The sequence below is a fragment of the Paenibacillus sp. FSL R7-269 genome (genome assembly GCF_000517865.1).
Lineage (GTDB): Bacteria > Bacillota > Bacilli > Paenibacillales > Paenibacillaceae > Paenibacillus_AQ.
This window is the reverse complement of sequence record NZ_ASPS01000081.1, coordinates 1-19,684: the sequence shown is the minus strand read 5'-3', so window position 1 is coordinate 19,684 and position 19,684 is coordinate 1. Positions and strand designations below refer to the sequence as shown.

Annotated in this window: 20 protein-coding genes; 13 read left to right on the top strand and 7 right to left on the bottom strand. The window is 54.8% G+C overall.

All coding sequences use genetic code 11. The annotated features are described in order from the left end of the window. Positions 1-136 precede the first annotated feature (136 nt). Positions 137-640, bottom strand: a complete 504-nt coding sequence (locus C162_RS28795) for a GNAT family N-acetyltransferase (RefSeq protein WP_051494010.1) — start codon at positions 638-640, stop codon at positions 137-139. Between the two features lie 72 nt (positions 641-712). Continuing rightward, positions 713-1,612 (bottom strand): NAD(P)-dependent oxidoreductase, encoded by a 900-nt coding sequence (locus C162_RS28790; protein WP_327196398.1) that lies wholly within the window; start codon positions 1,610-1,612, stop codon positions 713-715. Between the two features lie 260 nt (positions 1,613-1,872). On the opposite strand from C162_RS28790, the gene C162_RS28785 reads away from it, so the two are divergent. From C162_RS28785 to C162_RS28775, 3 genes are all read left to right on the top strand, one after another. After that, entirely contained in the window at positions 1,873-3,228 is a 1,356-nt protein-coding gene (locus C162_RS28785) for a glucose-6-phosphate isomerase (RefSeq protein WP_036700477.1), read from the top strand. A gap of 126 nt (positions 3,229-3,354) precedes the next feature. Then, entirely contained in the window at positions 3,355-3,987 is a 633-nt protein-coding gene (locus tag C162_RS28780) for a YigZ family protein (protein ID WP_036700475.1), read from the top strand. Between the two features lie 3 nt (positions 3,988-3,990). Beyond that, positions 3,991-4,572, top strand: coding sequence for a TetR/AcrR family transcriptional regulator (locus C162_RS28775; RefSeq protein ID WP_036700473.1), 582 nt, complete (start codon positions 3,991-3,993; stop codon positions 4,570-4,572). A 144-nt stretch (positions 4,573-4,716) separates the two neighbouring features. Here C162_RS28775 and C162_RS28770 read toward each other — a convergent pair whose 3' ends face one another. Next, entirely contained in the window at positions 4,717-5,118 is a 402-nt protein-coding gene (locus C162_RS28770) for a secondary thiamine-phosphate synthase enzyme YjbQ (protein WP_036700487.1), read from the bottom strand. Between the two features lie 194 nt (positions 5,119-5,312). Here C162_RS28770 and cysT point away from each other — a divergent pair, with 194 nt between their 5' ends. The 7 genes from cysT (at position 5,313) to C162_RS28735 (ending at position 12,649) form a co-directional block, all read left to right on the top strand. Beyond that, entirely contained in the window at positions 5,313-6,128 is an 816-nt protein-coding gene (gene cysT, locus C162_RS28765) for a sulfate ABC transporter permease subunit CysT (RefSeq protein WP_036700471.1), read from the top strand. Further along, positions 6,125-6,922, top strand: a complete 798-nt coding sequence (locus C162_RS28760) for a sulfate ABC transporter permease subunit (protein ID WP_036700469.1) — start codon at positions 6,125-6,127, stop codon at positions 6,920-6,922. Before cysT ends, C162_RS28760 begins: the two co-directional genes overlap by 4 nt. 2 nt (positions 6,923-6,924) lie before the next feature. After that, positions 6,925-7,989, top strand: coding sequence for a sulfate/molybdate ABC transporter ATP-binding protein (locus C162_RS28755; protein WP_036700466.1), 1,065 nt, complete (start codon positions 6,925-6,927; stop codon positions 7,987-7,989). Positions 7,990-8,019: 30 nt separating this feature from the next. After that, positions 8,020-9,093: a sulfate ABC transporter substrate-binding protein gene (locus C162_RS28750; protein ID WP_036700464.1), complete on the top strand. Its 1,074-nt coding sequence runs from the start codon at positions 8,020-8,022 to the stop codon at positions 9,091-9,093. 178 nt (positions 9,094-9,271) lie between these two features. After that, on the top strand, positions 9,272-10,054 hold the full coding sequence (locus C162_RS28745; protein ID WP_036700462.1) for an MBL fold metallo-hydrolase: 783 nt from the start codon (positions 9,272-9,274) through the stop codon (positions 10,052-10,054). An 89-nt stretch (positions 10,055-10,143) separates the two neighbouring features. After that, positions 10,144-10,491: a VOC family protein gene (locus tag C162_RS28740; protein ID WP_036700460.1), complete on the top strand. Its 348-nt coding sequence runs from the start codon at positions 10,144-10,146 to the stop codon at positions 10,489-10,491. Between the two features lie 391 nt (positions 10,492-10,882). Next, positions 10,883-12,649, top strand: coding sequence for an ABC transporter ATP-binding protein (locus C162_RS28735; RefSeq protein WP_051494009.1), 1,767 nt, complete (start codon positions 10,883-10,885; stop codon positions 12,647-12,649). A 4-nt stretch (positions 12,650-12,653) separates the two neighbouring features. On the opposite strand, the gene C162_RS28730 is transcribed toward C162_RS28735, so the two are convergent. The 3 genes from C162_RS28730 to C162_RS28720 all read right to left on the bottom strand — a co-directional run bounded on the left by C162_RS28730 (position 12,654) and on the right by C162_RS28720 (position 15,075). Beyond that, positions 12,654-13,010, bottom strand: coding sequence for a hypothetical protein (locus C162_RS28730; RefSeq protein WP_036700459.1), 357 nt, complete (start codon positions 13,008-13,010; stop codon positions 12,654-12,656). A gap of 199 nt (positions 13,011-13,209) precedes the next feature. Continuing rightward, positions 13,210-14,022: a Cof-type HAD-IIB family hydrolase gene (locus tag C162_RS28725; RefSeq protein ID WP_036700457.1), complete on the bottom strand. Its 813-nt coding sequence runs from the start codon at positions 14,020-14,022 to the stop codon at positions 13,210-13,212. A 141-nt stretch (positions 14,023-14,163) separates the two neighbouring features. Next, on the bottom strand, positions 14,164-15,075 hold the full coding sequence (locus tag C162_RS28720) for a DMT family transporter (protein WP_036700454.1): 912 nt from the start codon (positions 15,073-15,075) through the stop codon (positions 14,164-14,166). Positions 15,076-15,307: 232 nt separating this feature from the next. Between C162_RS28720 and C162_RS28715 the strand changes: the two genes are divergently transcribed. Beyond that, entirely contained in the window at positions 15,308-16,018 is a 711-nt protein-coding gene (locus C162_RS28715) for a metal-dependent hydrolase (protein WP_036700452.1), read from the top strand. A 91-nt stretch (positions 16,019-16,109) separates the two neighbouring features. On the opposite strand, the gene C162_RS28710 is transcribed toward C162_RS28715, so the two are convergent. Further along, entirely contained in the window at positions 16,110-17,114 is a 1,005-nt protein-coding gene (locus C162_RS28710) for a lipoate--protein ligase (protein WP_036700449.1), read from the bottom strand. Positions 17,115-17,466: 352 nt separating this feature from the next. Between C162_RS28710 and cobD the strand changes: the two genes are divergently transcribed. Further along, a complete protein-coding gene (cobD, locus tag C162_RS28705) occupies positions 17,467-18,558 on the top strand; it encodes a threonine-phosphate decarboxylase CobD (RefSeq protein WP_084649081.1) in 1,092 nt (363 codons plus the stop codon). 54 nt (positions 18,559-18,612) lie between these two features. Beyond that, complete coding sequence (locus tag C162_RS28700) at positions 18,613-19,596, top strand: adenosylcobinamide amidohydrolase (protein WP_235218559.1); 984 nt, start codon at positions 18,613-18,615, stop codon at positions 19,594-19,596. The last annotated feature ends 88 nt before the right edge of the window (positions 19,597-19,684 follow it).

Sequence of the window (19,684 nt, the reverse complement as noted above, 5' to 3'; positions counted from 1 at the left end):
AACGTTTTTTTGGGGCGGTGGGTCTTTTTTTGTCAAAAACCCAGTCTGCGGCGCATTTTCCGATATTTTTATTTTCGTATTAAACCGAGTACATTCTTAGGTGTGGTATAAGGCACAGGCTAGTTCAACCGTTAGGCTAATTCTGCTCTAAACGGCCTGCCTTTGTCAGCGGACCTGTGCGCTCATATTCCCAGATGCTCTCATTACTCTCAAAGTCCTTGGTCTCCCCGGTCTTTATGAAGCCGTGCTTCTCATAGAAGTGATGATTCCGGACGGCCCAAGAGGGAGTATCCAGCGTCCAGCGCTTGGCAGCAGGGTACTGTACAAATAAGAAATGCAAAGCTTCATGTCCGAAGCCTTGATTCTGGCAGAGCGGATCGATAAAGATGCGGCCCAGATGACATTCCTCTTCTGAAGATGACGGGATGATTATCATCCCGCCGACAATTTCACCGTCTTTCAGAAGCTTGTAGTAATGGCCCTGCTGCATCTGTTCCGCTTGCCAGGGCACAGAATCATAGCCCGGAGGGCCATCCTCTTCTTTACCCTGATAACGGCGGGCATCATCGTCGAAGGTTCTTTTCTGTACATCCGCCAACATGGCCGCATCTTGTGGCCGGGCGAGTTCAAAGGTCAGCATTGAAATTTCCTCCCCTGTTTACAATAGTGTGTAACACCATCATAAACAGATTCTGGAAAAGCCGCGGTTAGATTAGTTACCTTCTCCGATCTTCTTCCCGATCCAGTCCTCGTAGGATTTGACCACCGCGGACAGATCCTCGTCGCCGTAGCCGTGGTTGAAGCCTGCCTGGAACATGCTCTTGGCTACGCCGAGCATAGGGGAAGGGACGCCGGTGGAATCACTGAGCGAGGACGCCAGCTTGAGATCCTTAAGCATCAAAGCAAGTGAGAACTGGTTGCTGAAGTCGCCCTCAATGATCTTCTGGCCCTTCAGCTCGGCCTGCTTGCTGCCGGCTGAGCCGTTCTTCACCAGCTCCAGGAACTTGTCTGCGGGTACTCCGGATTTCACCGCAATGGAGAAGCCCTCGGCGAGCGCGACATTGTGAATGCCGACCATGGCATTGTGAGCCAGCTTGGCTACAGCGCCGCTGCCGTTAGCGCCCATATGCAGCAGCAGGCGGCCCATGGAGTCGAAGAGATCCCGGTGCTTCTCAATCACTTCGGCATGTCCGCCGACCATGAAGACCAGTGTGCCGTCTATAGCTGCCGGCTTGCTGCCGGTTACAGGGGCATCAAGGAAGCTGCCGCCCCGCGCTTCAACTTCAGCGGCGATCTCTTTTGCAAGGCCGGGGGAGATGGTGCTGGAATCAATCACAGTTGTTCCCGGCTGAAGGGTAGCGAGAATACCATCGTCACCGTAGAAGACTTCACGGATCGAATCATCGTTGCTGATCATGGTGATAATAACATCCTTGCCTTCTGCTGCTGCCTGCGGAGTGGCGGCTGTCTTCGCGCCTTCCTGTTCCAGAGGTTTGCATTTCGCTGCTGTACGGTTGTACACCGTAACCTCAAAGCCGCTTCGCAGCAGATTCGACGCCATAGGTGCTCCCATTGTTCCGAGTCCGATAAAGCCGATGTGCTTCATTTCAATTCCACCTTTGCTCTCCTGAGATCATATTATAGAAACTAAGTTTGCCTTCATTCTATCAGAAGGTTACAGCATGTTCCACAGAACAGGTCTGCTTGTTTGCTTGGTAACCGCTTTCAGTGTTTTTTTCATAAACAGGGTTCGGAAAGCCGGGGATATGCCTTAAGACCTTGCCAGTCAAGGCAAATTAAAGTATTCTAGATTATAATGTTGCAACACACGGTGTCAAATCTAAAGAGATAAACAGGAGGCTACCATTACCGATGTCCAAGAAGATTAATTTTGACTACACCAAAGCCCTTTCCTTCTTCAGCCAGACCGAGATCGACTACTTCGCCGCTCCGGTGAAGCTGGCCCACGAACAATTGCATAACAAGAGCGGAGCCGGCTCCGATTACCTGGGCTGGATTGATCTCCCTACAGCGTATGACAAGGAAGAATTCGCCCGTATTCAGCAGGCTGCCAAGAAAATCCAGAGCGACTCCGAAGTGCTGATCGTTATTGGTATCGGCGGATCTTACCTGGGGGCACGCGCAGCTATTGAGGCGTTGTCGCATTCTTTCTACAATAACCTGTCCAAGGACAAGCGCAAGACACCGGAGGTTTATTTTGCCGGTAATAACATCAGCTCTACCTACATCACGCATCTGCTTGACCTGGTAGAAGGCAAAGACTTCTCCGTGAACGTAATCTCCAAATCCGGTACAACTACCGAGCCTGCCATTGCTTTCCGTATCTTCCGTGCAGCACTGGAGAAGAAATACGGCAAGGAAGAAGCACGCAAACGGATCTACGCTACAACAGACAAGGAGAAGGGCGCACTCAAGAAACTGGCTAACGAAGAAGGCTATGAGTCGTTCATTATCCCAGATGATGTAGGCGGACGTTATTCCGTACTGACACCGGTAGGCCTTCTGCCTATCGCCGTAGCGGGAATTAACATTGAAGAAATGATGCAGGGGGCCGCAGCCGCAGCCGATGAGTTCAACAATCCAGATGTGGCTACGAACCAGAGCTATCAATATGCTGCAGTACGTAACGCGCTCTACCGCAAAGGCAAGACGACAGAAATCCTCGTGAACTACGAGCCGTCCCTGCACTTTGTCTCTGAATGGTGGAAGCAGCTGTACGGCGAAAGCGAAGGCAAGGACTTCAAGGGAATCTATCCGTCCTCAGTGGACTTCTCGACGGACCTGCACTCCATGGGCCAATTCATTCAGGAGGGTAACCGCAACATCTTTGAGACGGTTATTCAAGTGGAGAAGGTACAGCACCATGTAACGATCGAGAATGATCCAGATGATCTGGACGGCCTCAACTTCCTGACCGGCCAGACGATGGATTTCGTTAATAAGAAGGCGTTCCAGGGAACTATGCTGGCGCATACCGACGGACAGGTGCCGAACCTGATCGTTACCATTCCTGACCAGACGCCTTATACTTTCGGCTATCTGGTGTACTTCTTCGAGAAGGCTTGCGGGATCAGCGGATACCTGCTGGGTGTGAATCCGTTCGACCAGCCGGGTGTTGAAGCCTACAAGAAGAACATGTTCGCACTGCTGGGCAAACCAGGCTACGAGAAAGAAAAGGCTGAGCTGGAAGCCAGACTTACCGAATAGTCCCACTCTAACCGCAGATCATTCATAGTAAGTTAAGTCATCAGGGAGCAGTCCATAGGTAACCACTACCAGGGCTGCTCCTAATATATATCAAGTTATCACATGTAGAGTAAGGAATGGACAACAATGCTGGAACAATACCGGACGGTACGTACCTCTGGCTCGCTGGAGGTCGTAATCCGTAAATCACGCTTTATCGGGCATGTTATGCCGGTGGAGAACGAGGAAGAAGCTGTGCAATTTATCGATTCGATCAAGAAGCAGCACTGGAATGCTACGCATAACTGCTCTGCTTATATGATCGGGGAGAGGGATGAGATCCAGAGACAGTCGGATGACGGGGAACCGAGTGGAACGGCCGGGAAACCGATTTTGGAAGTAATCCGCAGCCAACAGGTGAAGAATGTCGCTATTGTAGTTACCCGTTATTTCGGAGGCATTATGCTGGGTGCAGGCGGGCTGATCCGGGCCTATACCGATGGCGCTGTACTGGCGCTCGCGGCCGGAGAGGTCATTACACGTGTGCTGAGACGGGAGGTATTCGTGGAAATCGAGTACACTTGGCTGGGCAAGGTGGAGAATGCACTGCGGGGGCGTAATATCCAGACCGGAGAGACTTTGTTTACGGATAAAGTTACACTGCTGTGTCTTCCGCGCAATGATGAAGGTGACGCATTTATCGCATGGATAACCGATCTTACGGAGGGGCAATCCCTGGTTACGGAAGGGCGGCGGCTTTACTACAGCGAAGGGGAATAGATTATGGCAAGAAGAGCAGTGGAACAGGAGTTGTCGAGAGAAAGAATTCTGGAGGCGGCGAGGCATCTTTTCATCACCAAAGGGTACCGTGCCATTTCGATGCGCAGCATTGGCCAGCACCTGGGTTACAGCCACGGCTCCCTATATTACCATTTCAAAGAGAAGGCCGAACTTTTCTACGCCATTGTCGTTGAGGATTTCAATCATGTGGCTTCACTTCTGAATCAAGCTATGACCACTCCGCCTCAAGAGGGAATGACCCGGGTAGAGCAGCTGATTATGGAGTTCATCCGGTTCGGGCTGGACCATCCGTATCAGTATGAGATCATGTTCATGATTCGAGACGAAGAGCTGCTGGCTTATTGCCGGGCAGAACAGGGCCGGTGTTTCGAGTTATTTGCAAGCATTGTCCGCCGTCATATGAAGGAAGAGGGATATGTATCGGAGGACTGGCAGAACGTGCCGCTGACCTTATTCTTATCTGCTCACGGATTCATTTCGTATTATATTCAGGATAAAGTGTTGTTCGAAGATGTGAAGCAAGCTGCCTTGACACATGTCAAGGTATTAAGCCGCAGTTTATAAAAAGCTGTTTTTTTTAACGGCTCGTACTTTAGAGCGTTGCATTGGTATAACTTTGCATGGTGAAAGTGTTACAGGAACTATAAATTGTATAGAGAGCAGCTTCGCGGTTCATGCGTTGCTGCTCTTCTACAAGGGCAGGCAGTGCTAGCCTTCTATAATTTTGAGGTGGCACTGGCGTTGCCTTGGACCATCGAACTCGCAAAAATAGATGCCCTGCCAGCGGCCCAGCAGCACAGCCCCTTCATGAATGATAAGAGTCTGCGAAGGACCGGCCGTAATGGACTTCAGGTGGGAAGCCGTATTGCCCTCAGCATGGCGGTATTTGGGATGCTCCCAAGGATAGACCTCATCCAGACGCATCAACACATCACGCTTCACATCAGGATCGGCGTTCTCGTTAATCGCAATCCCTGCGGTGGTGTGCGGGCAATAGACAATTAGCAGTCCGTTAAGTACTCCGCTATTCTTCACATAAGCTTGAACCTCACGGGTAATATCCCGCATTTCATCCCGTTTGCTGGTGGTGATCTCCATAGTATGCAGCATCATGAACAGCCCCTCTCTGATTTGGATGCAACAAGTGCTACTTATACTTTAACCCAAAAACTAACAAAGTAATTGACGGCGGCAAGCGGTATTTGGTAAAGTAGGAATAACTTTAAACCAAGTATATTAATAGGAATAATCAAACCTTAAAGTCGAGTATACCGACCGGTTATCCGGAGGTGGGAGGGTGACCATTGAATTCGCTGATCAGGCACAAGGGCTGGACCTGGGGATTTAGATCAACGGTTGTACTTTATTTTGTCATACTGATTGTGCTGCCGATCCTCGGGGTCTATTACAATTCATTCTCATCCGGGCTAGGAAGCTTCACTGAAAGTGTGAGCGATCCGATTGCCTGGAAGTCGGTCCTGTTAACACTCAAGCTGGCGGTCATTGCGGCGCTTACGAATGTGCTGCTGGGTACGATGATCGCCTGGGTCCTTATCCGTTATAAGTTCCGGGGCAGGGCGCTGCTGAACAGCCTTGTCGATCTCCCGTTTGCCCTGCCAACTGCGGTTGGCGGACTGATGATTCTGCTGCTGCTGGGTCCGGGAAGCCTGATCGGAGGCCTTGCGGAATCCCTGGGCTTCACGATTGTTTTTCACCAGCCTGCGATTGTGATTGCGATGGTCTTCGTCACATTCCCCTTCGTCATCCGGGCGGTGCAGCCGCTACTGGAGGAGCTGGATGCTTCGGAAGAAGAGGCAGCCTATACGATGGGAGCGAAGCCGAGCCGGGTCTTCCTCCAGGTCATTCTTCCGTCTATGGCACCTGGCATGATCGGCGGCGGGATGCTGGCCTTTTCGCGGGCGCTCGCTGAATTCGGTGCGGTAGTTCTCGTGGCAGGCAATATTCCGGGGCGCACGCTGGTGTCTTCCGTATTTATTTTCGGAGAGGTCGAAAGTGATAATCCGGCGGGAGCCGCAGCGGTGTCGATCATTCTGCTGACCTTATCCTTCCTGATTCTCTGGCTGATCAGCCTCATGCAGATGCGGGGGAGAAGATCATGAGAAGATTGTGGATTGGACTGACCTATCTCGTGTTCTTCATCCTGATCGCAGCTCCGCTTGGCAGGATGACAATGGGGGCCTTCAGCGAAGGCTGGAGCGGATTCTGGAACGCCCTGACCCGGCCCGAGGCGCTGCATGCGCTGCTGATGACGGGATACGTTGTGGTGGTTGTGACGCTGCTGAATACGCTGTTTGGCATCATGACGGCCCTGTATCTGGTACGGGCGAATTGGCTGGGGCGGCGTCTCAAAAGCCTGCTGAACAGCATCGTGGATCTGCCTTATGCGGTATCGCCGGTTATCGGCGGGCTGATGATCGTTCTGCTGCTCGGGCCGGATAGTGCGCTGGGCACGTTGTTTGAGCAAATCGGAGTGAAGATTGTGTACGCTTTTCCGGGAATGGTGATTGCTACCCTGTTCGTGACGTTCCCGCTAATGGTGCGTGAGGTGATGCCGGTGCTGCAAGAGATCGGGTCCCAGCAGGAAGAGGCCGCGTCCACACTCGGCGCATATGGCTGGACGACCTTCTGGAAGGTAACCTGGCCTTCTATCCGCTGGGCGGTCATCTATGGAGTGATTCTTACGGTGGCCCGCTCGTTGGGTGAGTTCGGTGCGGTGCTCGTTGTCTCAGGCAATATTATGAACCGGACCCAGACGGCCACCACACTGGTCTATCAGGATGTCGAGAATTTCAATGTTACGGCTGCGGGCGGGATAGCACTGGTGTTGGCCGCATTCTCCGCAGGACTGCTGCTGCTTATGGAATGGAGCAAGAGAAGAAAGGGAGGGCACTAATTATGCATGTAGAGGTCCGGGGACTCGATAAGCATTTTGGCGATTTTCATGCGGTGAAGGATGTCCATTTCGGCATTACCAAAGGCCATCTGATCGGGCTGCTCGGCCCAAGCGGCGGCGGCAAAACCTCGATCCTGCGGATGCTGGCGGGCCTTGAGACGCCGGACAGCGGCGAGATTATTTTCCACGGCCGGGCGGTGAACCATCTTCCGCCGCAGGAGCGTGAGATCGGCTTTGTCTTCCAGAACTATGCGCTGTTCAAGCATATGACGGTGTTCGAGAATATCGCCTTCGGCCTGAAAGTCAAAAAAGCCAGTAAGTCTGTCATCCGTGACCGCGTCACCGAGCTGGTGGAGCTTACCGGGCTGAAGGGCTTCGAGAACCGGTATCCGCATCAGCTGTCCGGGGGGCAGCGCCAGCGGGTGGCTTTTGCCCGGGCGCTGGCCCCTGAGCCGCAGCTGCTGCTGCTGGATGAGCCGTTCGCCGCGATTGATGCGAAGATCCGTCAGGAGCTGCGTTCCTGGCTGCGGGAGCTGATCGAACGTGTCGGGATCACCTCGATCTTCGTCACCCACGACCAGGATGAGGCGATTGAAGTAGCGGATGAGATTATGATCATTAACCAGGGGCGGCTGGAGCAGAAGGGTACGCCTTGGGATATCTATAAAGAGCCTAAGACACCGTTCGTGGCCACCTTCATCGGGGAATCCACGCTGATCGGGAGCGCTTCCGAGCTGAAGGGCTTCGAGGGCGCAGGCGACGGCAAGCCGACCAAGGCGCTGATCCGTCCCGAGTACATTGAGGTAGGCTACCTGCATGAATTCAGAATGGCTTCGGCCACGGAGCAGGGTACGGTCAAGCATTTGCATTTTCGCGGAAGTGAATGGCTCGTGGAGGTTGAGGTAAAAGGACATAAGCTGGTCACCTACCGCTCCCTGGAGAAAGAAACGCTCACTCCGGGCCAGGAGATATCCGTGCTGGTACACCGCGCTTACCTGTTCAATGAGGAGCGGAGCTGGATTCAGGAGAATGGGCTTAAGAAAGATCCGATGCCTGTATTTATCTAAAAAATAAATGATGTGGGATGTGTCGCCGGTATGAGGCTTATCAGAAGGAGCAGACAACTGCACGGATGGCTGACGGTCTTACTGCTGGCGGTGTTCACCCTGACCGCTGCCGGTTGCGGGAATGAGCAACAGGCTGCAGGAGAGGCAGGTGCACCGCCGCAGGGAGATCTAACGCTTGTGGTGGGTGCCTATAGCGTGGTGAAGGATGCCATGGGCGAGATTCTTCCCAGGTTCGCTGAGAAGTGGAAGGCGGATACCGGTCAATCGATCGTATTCCAGCAGTCCTATGAGGCTTCCGGAACCCAGGCGAGGGCGATTGCCGGCGGCTTCGAGGCGGATGTCACGCTGCTTGCCATGGAAGGCGATGTCGGGAAGCTGGTCAAGGCGGGTCTGGTGGAGAAGGACTGGAAGAAGCGAGGCGGCGAGGCGGGCATGGTGACGCGGTCGGTTGTGGCCCTGGGAACGCGGGAGGGCAATCCGAAGGGGATTCATGATTTTGCCGATCTGGCGAAGCCGGGGGTGAAGGTACTCTACCCTAATCCGAAGACCTCCGGCGGTGCCCAGTGGGACATCAACGCGATCTACGGGGCCGGCCTGAAGCGTTCTGAGGAGCAGGAGGGGGCGAAGGACCCTGCGGCTGCCAAGGCCTTCCTTGAGAGTATACACAGGAACGTCGAATCTCTGGATAAAAGCGGACGGGCGTCGATGGCTGCCTTCGAGTACGGGGTGGGCGATGTGATCGTCACTTATGAGAATGAGCTGCTGGCGCGGATTGCCGAGGGTGTGAAGTATGAGGTGGTCATCCCTAAGAATACGATTCTGATCGAGAATCCTGCGGCTGTGGTGGATAAATACGCGGATAAGCATGGTACCCGTGCGGCCGCAGATGCGCTTGTAGATTATCTGACGACGCCGCAGGCGCAGGAGATATTCGCCAAGTTCGGCTTTCGTCCCGTGAGCCAGCAGGTCTATGCGGCTCATGAGAGCCAATATCCGGTTCCTGCCGGACTGTTCGACATCAGCTATCTTGGCGGCTGGGAGGAAGTACGTACGACGCTATACTCCAAGCGGGGCATATGGTATCAGGTGCTGGCCGGGATCTAGGCAGTTAAAGGCAGGTTCTGAGTTGAGGTGCGTATGAGGAAGAGAGCTGTTCTATGGCCGGATGAGGCCGAAGGACGGCTCTTTGCCGTTCTTGCAGGCCGGTGTGCAAAGGAGTGGCTCCTGTTCTATAATGAACTGACGGATATTTGAGAAAAAGGACGATGAGGTGGGCAAGCAAATGGATACATTAGTGTTCCTCGGAACAGGGGATGCCATGGGCGTACCCCGGGTCTACTGTGATTGTGAGACCTGCACGGAAGCGAGAACCACCGGGCGCAACAACCGCCTGCGTTCTTCTGTGCTTATAGATAACGGCAGCGGCTTCCTGGCGATCGACTGCGGACCGGACTGGCGGCGGCAGATGGAGCTGCAGGGGCACCGTACCATGAAGCGTCTGCTCGTGACACATGCGCATTTCGATCATATCGGCGGGCTTCCGGAATGGGCGGACAGCTGCCGCTGGATGGGCTTCCGGGGAGAGCTGTATGCTCCGGCAGAGGTTATTCCTGTCATTCAGCGGCAATACCCGTGGCTCACCGGGCATATCGATATGATTCCTTGCGATGACGGCATCACACTGGACGGCTGGCAGATTTCGACGTGGCGGGTCAACCATGGCAAGAATGGTTATTCCTACGCCTACAGACTGGAGAAGGAGGAATATGCCTGGGTGTACTGCCCGGACTCGATCTCTCTGACCACGGAGGAAACCAGGCGTATGCATGGAGCGGACCTGCTGGTGCTGGGAACCAGCTTTTATTACGAGGCAGCTGAATTGTCCACCCGCTCTGTGTATGATATGATCGAAGCCGCCGACCTGCTGGAGACCGTTCAGCCGCGCCGTGCGGTCTACACACATATGTCGCATGACATCAATCTGGAGAAGGATTATATTCTGCCGGAGAAGGTTACGCTTGCCGTTACGGGAATGAGGCTTCCGCTGTGCCGGGAGGAGATCTGAGCAGCATAGCAGTGCGGGACTTGTGTGTGTCACTTAGGATGTGTGCAATTTGATGCAGTGAGTTGGATTGCCGAGAGGAGCTGGTTGTGATGATCAAAGGTTTCGGAGGTATCTTCTGGAGGACCGGAAATCTTGAAGCGGTGAAGAAATGGTACAGTGAGGCGCTGAAGCTTGAAATCGACAGTTGGAACGGGACTGTAATCAGACCCGGGTCAGGCAATGAGACGATCTTGTCCTTCTTCACTGAGCATGACTCTTATTTCCCGGCAGAGCAACAGGTAATGTTGAATTTCCAGGTCCATGATCTGGACGAGGTTATCAAGCATCTGGAACAGATAGGCGTACCGCTTGCCAAGAACAAAGAGAGCAGCGAATTCGGACAATTTGTTTGGATTACAGACCCTGACGGGCGGCTGGTTGAGCTTTGGGAGAAATAAAGCCGGTCCATCACCACGACAGAAGTTTATAATCCGTGTCAGCCGACTATTCACGCACAGTCATATCGATTAAAATACGCTCCCCATAAAGCAGACAGGTTTGATTACTGCTGCTGTATGGGGAGTTTTTACTATGCTTTTCATCCCCAAGACCGACAAGGGAATCCGTCTGCCGTCGCTGGGCCCCTTGCCTGGGGTCTAGTAAACTAAAGGCATCGGAGCCGCAGAGAGTGGGCCCACTACGAGTCCGCTTTCCAGTTTTATGTATATGATGCGTATATTTCTTTATTTTCAAAAAGGGAAGGAGGGACTATACTATAACGATGTGCCAGGGGTTAGGAAGAAACTGTTAGTGCCGTAGGGGCTGGAATTTTAAAGAGGAGATGAGGTTGTGAAAAAGAAAAAAGGTGCTTTTGCCAGATTAAGTACATACATGCTTAGACATAAGCTGATTTATGCCGTATTGCTCTTGGTGACGTTATTCAGTATTGTGCTCGATCTTACGATGGCCTGGTTCCTGGCCCGGATTACGGATGCGGCCGTCCGGCTGGATGTGGAGTCGTTCAAGGGGCTGGCCTGGTTCGGGATTCTATTCTTGCTGGTTACGGGATTGAATACCTTCGTCAGTGCGTATCTCAAGACCAATGTATCAGCCAAAATCAGAAATGAGCTGCGCCAGGATATGATGGGACATACACTGGCCTTGCCGCAGTCTTATTTCGACCGCAATCATTCGGGTGATTTGTTGTCCCGGTTCACGAATGACAATCAGTCGGTGGGGGAAGCGTGCGGGCAGGTAATACTGGATCTGCTGCGCAACCCGCTGCTGGCGGTAGCCTCCTTCGGCTATCTGCTCTATATTAACTGGCTGCTGGCGCTGATTTGCCTGTCCATTGGGCCGCTGCTGTTCCTGACCGGTAAAATCTTCGGTAATGCCATGCGCATCAACAGTGTCCGGGTGCAGGAAAGTATGAGCCGGACTACGGCTTTTCTGAACGATATTCTGGGCAGCAGCATGGTGTTCAAGGCATTCTCCATGGAGCGCAGGCTGCAGAAGCAGTATGTAGGCTACAGTGAGGATATTGCCTCAGGGGAGAAAAAGAAAGCGAGAATCGAAGGCGCAACCGGAGCGATCTCCTCCTTGCTGGGGAATCTGACCTTCCTGCTGGCTCTGGTGATTGCCGGGTGGTTCGTGGCGAATGGAAGACTTGAGGTCGGGGCGATGATTGCCTTCATTCAGTTGATGAACTATCTGGTGGGTCCGTTCTCATCCCTGCCGGGCCTGGTCGCTTCCATGCAGCAGTCGCTGGGTGCAGCGGAGCGGATCTTCGAGGTGATGGATGCGCCTGCTGAAGTTGAGGTGCTGCCTGAAGTCAGGGCGGAGCTGCCGGGGTTCGGGGAGCTACGGCTTGCAGAGGTGTCATTTAGCTATCCGGGCAGTGAGAAGCAGAGCCTTAACAAGGTCAGTCTGGAGCTGGCACGCGGCCAGCAAATGGCCGTAGTAGGTCCGAGCGGCGGGGGGAAATCTACCCTGTTCAAGCTGCTGCTTGGTTTCTATCAGACGGATGCGGGTGAGGTTGCGATCAACGGCCGTCCGATCAGCGGAATACCGCTTGCAGAGCTGCGGAGCTACTTCGCCTATGTGCCTCAGGAGTCGGGACTGTATTCCGGGAGCATCCGGGACAATATTGAGAGCGGCAAGCCCGGTGCGTCAGACGAAGAGGTTATCGAGGCGCTGCGGCAGGCGAATGCGTACGAGTTCGTGACGGAGCTGGCGGAAGGCATACACACGGATATCGGTGAGCATGGCTCCCGGTTGTCCGGCGGTCAGAGACAGCGGCTGTCCATTGCCAGAGCGATGCTCAAAAATGCGCCGATTCTGCTGCTTGATGAAGCTACGGCTGCCCTCGACAATGAGTCAGAGCGAATGGTCCAGCAGGCCATCCGTAAGCTGATGAAGGATAAGACAACGCTTGTGATCGCCCACCGGCTCTCAACGATCCAGAATGCCGATGTCATCCTGGTGATGGAGAACGGGGAAATCGTGGAGCGGGGCGGACATGAAGAGCTGCTTGAGGCAGAGGGGCGCTACTCGGATCTGTACCATTCACAGCTTGAGCAGGAGGCGAAGGAGGAATTGTTAGCCCCTATCGCCTAGCTTCTTAGAGAGTGTCCATTGCCTGAATGATCTGTCCCAGCGCCTTCAATCTTTTGTCCAAAAGTGTCCGCTGCGGGCTCCCAGCCTTAGATTTAGCATAACTGGATTCTACGGAGGGGGTTAACCCGAGAAGAACATGGCGGGCTTCTGCCAGCTCGGCAGGGTTACAAGAGAGCGGCTTCTGATTCCAAACGTTGTCCAGAACTGCTAACCCGATGTGCATGGCGTTCAGGCGTTTCTGAACCAGAGTAGTATTGGTGCCGCTATTCGTCATCTGGGTTAAGGCACTCTCAAGCTTACGGATTGTCGATTGCATAGAGGCTATGGATTGCAGTTGTTCCTCATTTGATATCTCTTCCATGAAGGCACACTTCCTTTCTATTTAGTATAAAAGGGTGGCGCACCGCAGTTCATACCATGAATCTGCGGGGTGCCTCCCTTTTTGGAAAGATAATTTAGATGTTCTGGGGTCCCCGCAAAGTATCTGAATATACATCGAAGCTAAAGCCCCACTTTGTGGGGTTATTTAGCATGAGATGTTCTGCTGGTGTTGTAGCAGCTTATGCTTCTTGGCCAGCGTTAAGAATGAACTTATCAATAGCGTATTTCACGCCGTCCTCATTGTTGCTGAGTGTAACGAAATCAGCGATATCCTTAAGCGCAGGAATGGCATTCGCCATGGCCACACCGAGACCCGCAGCTTCAAGCATCTCATGATCATTCCAGGAATCGCCGACAGCCATCGTCTCGGACAACTCGCAGCCAAAGTGCGCAGCCAGGAATTCCAGGGCCAGACCCTTGGTGCCTTCATGATGCATAATCTCCAGGAAATGCGGCTTGGACTTCGTGATATGAACCGAATCGCCGAGCAGGCTGCGCAGGATCGGAGACAGCTCATCGAGGAAGTCGGGATCGTCGATAATGAGCATTTTTGGTGTTTTTTGCGGAACCAGCTTGGCTTCCCAGTCCGGCTCGATATAGTACTGCGTTCCGTTCAGAGTCGAATAGTCAATCAGCTTCTGGTTCTCTTCGCGGGCATACAGCTTGTCGTCAATATAAGTCTGCAGGTGAAGATCATGCTCTACACAATACTGGAAAAGCTTGCGCACTGCGTCCTGCGGCACATAACGCTCATACAGGACCTCTTCATCGAGCAGGTTCTTTACCAGCGCCCCCTGATAAGTGATGATTGGAACATTCAGTCCAGTCTGGCGGGCAATCGCCTGGGCGGAAGCATAAGCGCGTCCCGTAGCGAGGGTGACTACAACGCCTGCGGCTACAGCCTGCTCCAGCGCCGTCTGGGTGGCCGGGGTCACTTCCTTATCGTCGTTAATCAAGGTATCGTCAATATCAATGGCAATCAATTTGTACATTTGGGTTCTCTCCTAAGTGTGGTTTGTAGTCCGGCTATTCGCTATCACTTCTATAGGAAGGGGAACGGAAGCACGGCTTTCTGTCTGTAGCAATGGAACATATGAACTTTAAGTCTGGTAAAAGGGTTCGCGGATTCCGGTTCAGCCCTCCGCCTGCGTCCCGGACGGTGCGGGGTTGAGCTCTGCCAGCAGCATGGCGGCAAGAATGCAGCCGCAGCCGAGCAGTGCAGATGCGCCCAGCGTCTCTCCGCCGAAGAGCAGGCCGGTGACGGCAGCGAACACCGGCTCCATGGCATAGATGATCGCCACCCGGGACGGGGTGGTGTATTTCTGGCAGGCCGTCTGAATCCAGAAGGCGAAGGCGCTGGTTGGCCCGATGGAGATCAGCATCGCAGAGAGCACCTCCGGCTGGCGGAGCAGCTCTCCGCTGTGCAGCAGCGGGCCGCTTCCATCCACAAGCAGGGAGGCAACAATGCTGAGCAGGCCTACGAAGCCGAGCTGAAGCGCCGCCAACGGCAGGGCCGGATAACGCGGTGCGTATCTGCCGGTATACGCGATCTGCAGCGCAAAAGCCACGGCGCAGAGCAGAATTAGGCCATCGCCCTTATTCAGGGAGAAGGCAGAGCCGGTAAAGGTCAGTAGATACAAGCCGCCTGCTGCAAGACCGGCGCTCAGCCAGGTATATCTGGAAATGGCCGTCTTCAGCAGCGCCAGAGACAGGAACGGCACGAGCACCACCGACAGCCCGGTAATAAATCCCGTGTTGGAGGTGGTGGTGTACAGCAGCCCCACGGTCTGGAAGCCATAGCCGAGGAACAGGAAGAGGCCCAGCAGCAGGGCATGCATCACCATGCGCAAGCTCAGCTTACGCCATTCCTGGCGGTAGAAGACAGCGGTAATCAAGGCCAGCAGCACGGCGGCACCTGTAAACCGGATGCTGTTAAAAGCAAGCGGCGGCAGCACCCGCACGGCGGACTGCACGATCAGAAACGTGCATCCCCACATCATCGCCACCAGGAGGAGACTGAGATCGGCGATTCGGGAGCGATTCACAGGGTGTCATCCTTTCGGGGCCAGTTGAGTTGTCCAAATTGTATCCTAAAACAGGGGGCAGGACAAGCCGAAACTGTACGGCTTCCTTGGCCCCGCGGGCCTGAGGAGCCTGGAAACTACATATAAGCTGGACAAAAAAGGAAAGCCTTGGTATACTTCGGTAACCGCACACCTGTTCTTATTTCGGGACATCCAGAAGCATTTACACTTTCATCTAAGGAGCGGATTCACCATGATGGGCAAATCCCATTTAGTTATCAGCACCGGGGTTACCCTGTCCGCCATGAGCTTGCTAGGGCATGCCATTACCCTTCCGGCTGTTGCCGTCGCCGTGGTCAGCTCACTGCTGCCCGATATCGACGAGCCGAATTCCATGCTGGTACGCAAGGCCGTGCCGGAGTTTTTGCTGCGTATTCTGCAGGTAGCGCTGATTGGAGCGGGCATTTATCTTTATTTTGCCGGGATAGCGGAGCCGCCCTGGAATATCGCACTGGCGCTGCTGGTCGGCAGCGTATCCTTCCTGCCCAGCCGCAGGCTGCGGCATCTGGTGATGCTGCTGATTGCGCTGGCCTTGTTTGCTTTTGCCGATGCCTATGATCCATGGAACTATATCGCAGCCTGTGTGCTGGTCGTAGCTTCCATAGTTCCACACCGGGGAATCACACATACGCTGTATGCCGTGGCCGGATGGGGCGCGCTGCTGTACTTCGTCTCCCTTGACATGAATGACGGCGGCAGTCTGTGGATTGCCGGGGGCCTGTCCTACGGACTGCATCTCCTCGCCGACTCCCTGACTCAGCGCGGGATTACCCCGCTGCCTCCGATTCCCTTCAAGCTGCGCTTGAAGCTGATGAGCACCGGCACCAAGAAGGGCAACGCGGTGGAGAAAGTATGCGTGATGCTTACGCTGGCGCTCGTTGTGTATGTGTTCGTGCTTGTATAGCGGCGAATCCGGCAAGGATACGAAGACAAAGAACCCCACTAGCTCTGCGCAGGATGCGGCAAGGTTAGCGGGGTTCTTTTATATGCAGCTGCTATTCCTCAAGAAACACAAGTCCGATGAAGTCCTCCGGTTCAATGCGGCCGAAGTAATGCTTCAGATCGAGATCAGCCAGCGCCTGGCGGACCTCTGCCTCCTCATAACGCTTGCCGCGCAGCGCGTTCTCCACATCTGCCACATCGCCCACGCCGAAGAAGTCGCCGTAGATTTTGATCTCCCGGATGACCGAATCTTCAATATCCATGCGGATATCCACGAGTCCGGCCGGGAATTTGCGGGTGTGCTTCACGTTGCTCTTAGGCGAGAGACCGTAGTTCCAGTCCCAGTTCTGGTAATGCTCCTTGGAGATTTCATTGATCCGCACCCAGTCGTCCATTGTCAGCTTGTACTGAGGCACATCAGCGGCCTCCATGCCGAAGATCGAACGCAGCAGCCCTTCGCGGAATTGTTCAATGGTCATATCAGGATTGCCCAGCAGCTCCTTGATATTGGCGACCCGGCTGCGGACCGACTTGGTGCTCTTCGACTTGAACTTCTCGGGATTCACGTTCAGGGAAGCCTGGACATCATCCAGATTCAAATCAAACATCAGGGTGCCGTGGCTGAACATACGTCCACGCGAGGAGAATTGGGCGTTGCCGGAGATTTTCTGCTCCCCAACCTGAAGGTCGTTGCGTCCGCTGAGCTCGGCGTTCACGCCCATAGACTGCAGATAGTCGATGACCGGCTGGGTGAATTTCAGGAAATTATGGAAGGACTGGCCGTCATCCTTGGTAATGAAGCTGAAGTTGAGGTTGCCGAGATCATGATACACTGCACCGCCGCCGGATAGCCGCCGCACGACCTGGATGTTATGCTCCTTCACATACTCCTGGTTGATCTCCTCGATCGTATTCTGATGCTTGCCGATAATAATCGACGGGCTGTTGATATAGAAGAGCAGGTAGCTCTCGTCCATCGGGAGGTTTTTGAGCGCAAATTCCTCAATGGCCAGATTGATCGATGCGTCTGTAATGCCGGTATTATCAATAAAAAGCATTCGTGATTCCTCCGTTAACCATAGTAAACTGCTGTACTTATTCTAAACTAAAAGAGAGATTTCTACAAAACGGAACGGGAATGGCGGGTGGAGGCAGGGAAATGGGTGATATAGCATTGACGGATTTCCGGCAATTGGCCAATAATTGGGAGAATGGTGATATAACTACGGATAGTGAAGTGAGACTTACATATTACACAGAAGGTAACTGCCTGATGTAGCATTGATAAATCATTAATAGTGTGGACAGAGAGGATATAGGATGGAAACATGGACACGGAGGATATTATGATGGGGAGATATGGACACGGGGGATATATGATGGCGAAATATAAACATGGGGGATATACATATGCTTGAAAAATATGGACATGGCGGTGATCTGCTGACCGCAGCTGAATTATACGGCGATAGCAACGGCGGGTTTCTGGATTTCAGCGCGAATATTAACCCGCTGGGGCCGCCGCCCGGTGTGCTGGCGCTGCTGCGGGATGCGGTCTCCGCAATCACAGCGTACCCCGATCCGGGCCACCGGAGGCTGAAGGCACTGCTGGCGGAGGAGCTGGGTCTCGGCACGGAATGGATTACCGTGGCGAACGGGGCGGCAGAGTCGATGGCGCTGCTGCTGCTGGCGGTGGCTCCGCGCCGGGTGGGCATCGTGGAGCCGTGCTTCTCCGAGTACCGCCAGCTCGCGGAGCAGTTCGGCGCGGAGGTCTTGTCCGTTCAGGGGAGCAGCCGGACGGATTACCGGGCTGACGTGGACGGTATCTCCGGCCTGCTGGAGCAGGTCGATCTGCTGTTCCTCGGCCAGCCGAATAATCCGAACGGCGTACAGTATCCGCTGGACGCGCTGCGGCAGCTCGCGCAGCAGGCGGAGGCCTGCGGGACGGTGCTGGCGGTGGATGAAGCGTTCATCGACTTCATCCCGGAGGCGGACCGGCAATCCCTGCTGCCGGAGCTGGGGGCTTATCGTCATACGGTGCTGGTGCGCTCGATGACGAAGTTTTTTGCCATTCCGGGGCTGCGGCTGGGCTTCACTGCCGCGCATCCGGCGCTTGCCGCGGCCATGACGGGCAAGCAGGTGACCTGGAGCGTGAACGGCCTGGCGCTGCTGGCCGGGGAAGCTTGCCTGCGCTGCGGCGACGGCTACGGGCAGGAGACGCGTGCGCTGATCGCAGCCGAGCGGCAGCGGCTGCGGGAGGGCTTGCTTGAGCTCGGCTGCGGCGTGCCGCCGGGCGAAGCGAACTTCCTGCTGCTGCGGCTGCCCGCTCCGTGGAGCGCGCAGGAGATGCAGCAGCGGCTGGGCGCGGGCGGCATCCTCGTCCGCAGCTGCGCGATGTACCCCGGCCTTGAGCCGGGACACATCCGCGTAGCGGTGAAGGGCCGCGCGGACAATGACCGTCTGCTGCAGCAGATGGGGGAGCTGATCCGGACGGGGGTGTGAGGCATCCGCAATCAGGAGATTTTGAGAGTCACTAAAGAAAGGAGTCGGTGATACGTGGATGAGATCGAGGTTAGTCTGCCTTTTAATCTTGAAGACGGAGTGAAGACGTACCAGAGCAAGGTGTGGCCCGGGGTGGCGCTTGAATGGCGGGAGGGCCATCTGCTGCTGGAATTTCCGGCTGAAGCGGACAGTATATCAAGTGCGGTATATGGCGGAGGCGCGGGGCGTCTGAAGCGTGCGGTGAATCAATACGTCAGCCGGGACTACGAATGCAGCAATCCGGTGCAGGATCTGGAAAACAAGCTTCAGGAGTGGGGCTACCCGCTGGAAGGCTGCGCGGGCCTGATGACGGCAGTTCCGCTGGAGCACGCCGCCGTTGCTGAGGAGGATACCGGATCAGCGGGCATATTCTGCTGCGTAACAGCGGCTGCGGGCAACGCGGCCCGGGCGGGATCACAGCGTAGTGTGCTGGCAGCCTACCGTCCAGGCACGATCAACATCATGATTGGGATTGATGGCTGGTTGTCCCAGTCAGCCATGGTTAACGCTGTGATGACGGCTACCGAAGCAAAGGCTGCGGCATTGGCAGACCTCGGAATCACGGATTCCGAGAATGGCCTCATTGCGACCGGCACCACTACGGATGCTATCGTGCTTGCGGTGAGCGGAAGCCGCCGCTATGCTGCGGAGCATGTGTATGCCGGGACGGCGACTGACCTCGGCGGAGCCATCGGCAGACTGGTGTACAGCACGGTGACGGAGAGCCTGCGCTCAGTGAAGGCAGCGAAATCTGTGAGCAGCGCGCAGGCGGAAGCATTGCAGGCTGCGCACGGGGGAGACGCGGGAGCATCACAGGCTGCGCGGAGGGTAGATGCGGAAGCATCACAGGCAGTGCGAGGAGTAGACGCGGAAGCGTTACAGGCTGTGCACGGGGTACACGCAGAAGAATTGCAGGCTCTGCAAGGAGTCGACGCAGCAGCGCCACAGGCACCACATTCTCTGCCACCACGTGTCTCTCAGAGCGGCGGCCGGGAATGACGAACACGGACTACTATACAGAGCGGCGGGGTGATCCAAGGTGAAGCTTGCTATCATCCTGCTCTTTGCTTATATTGTGGACCGGATA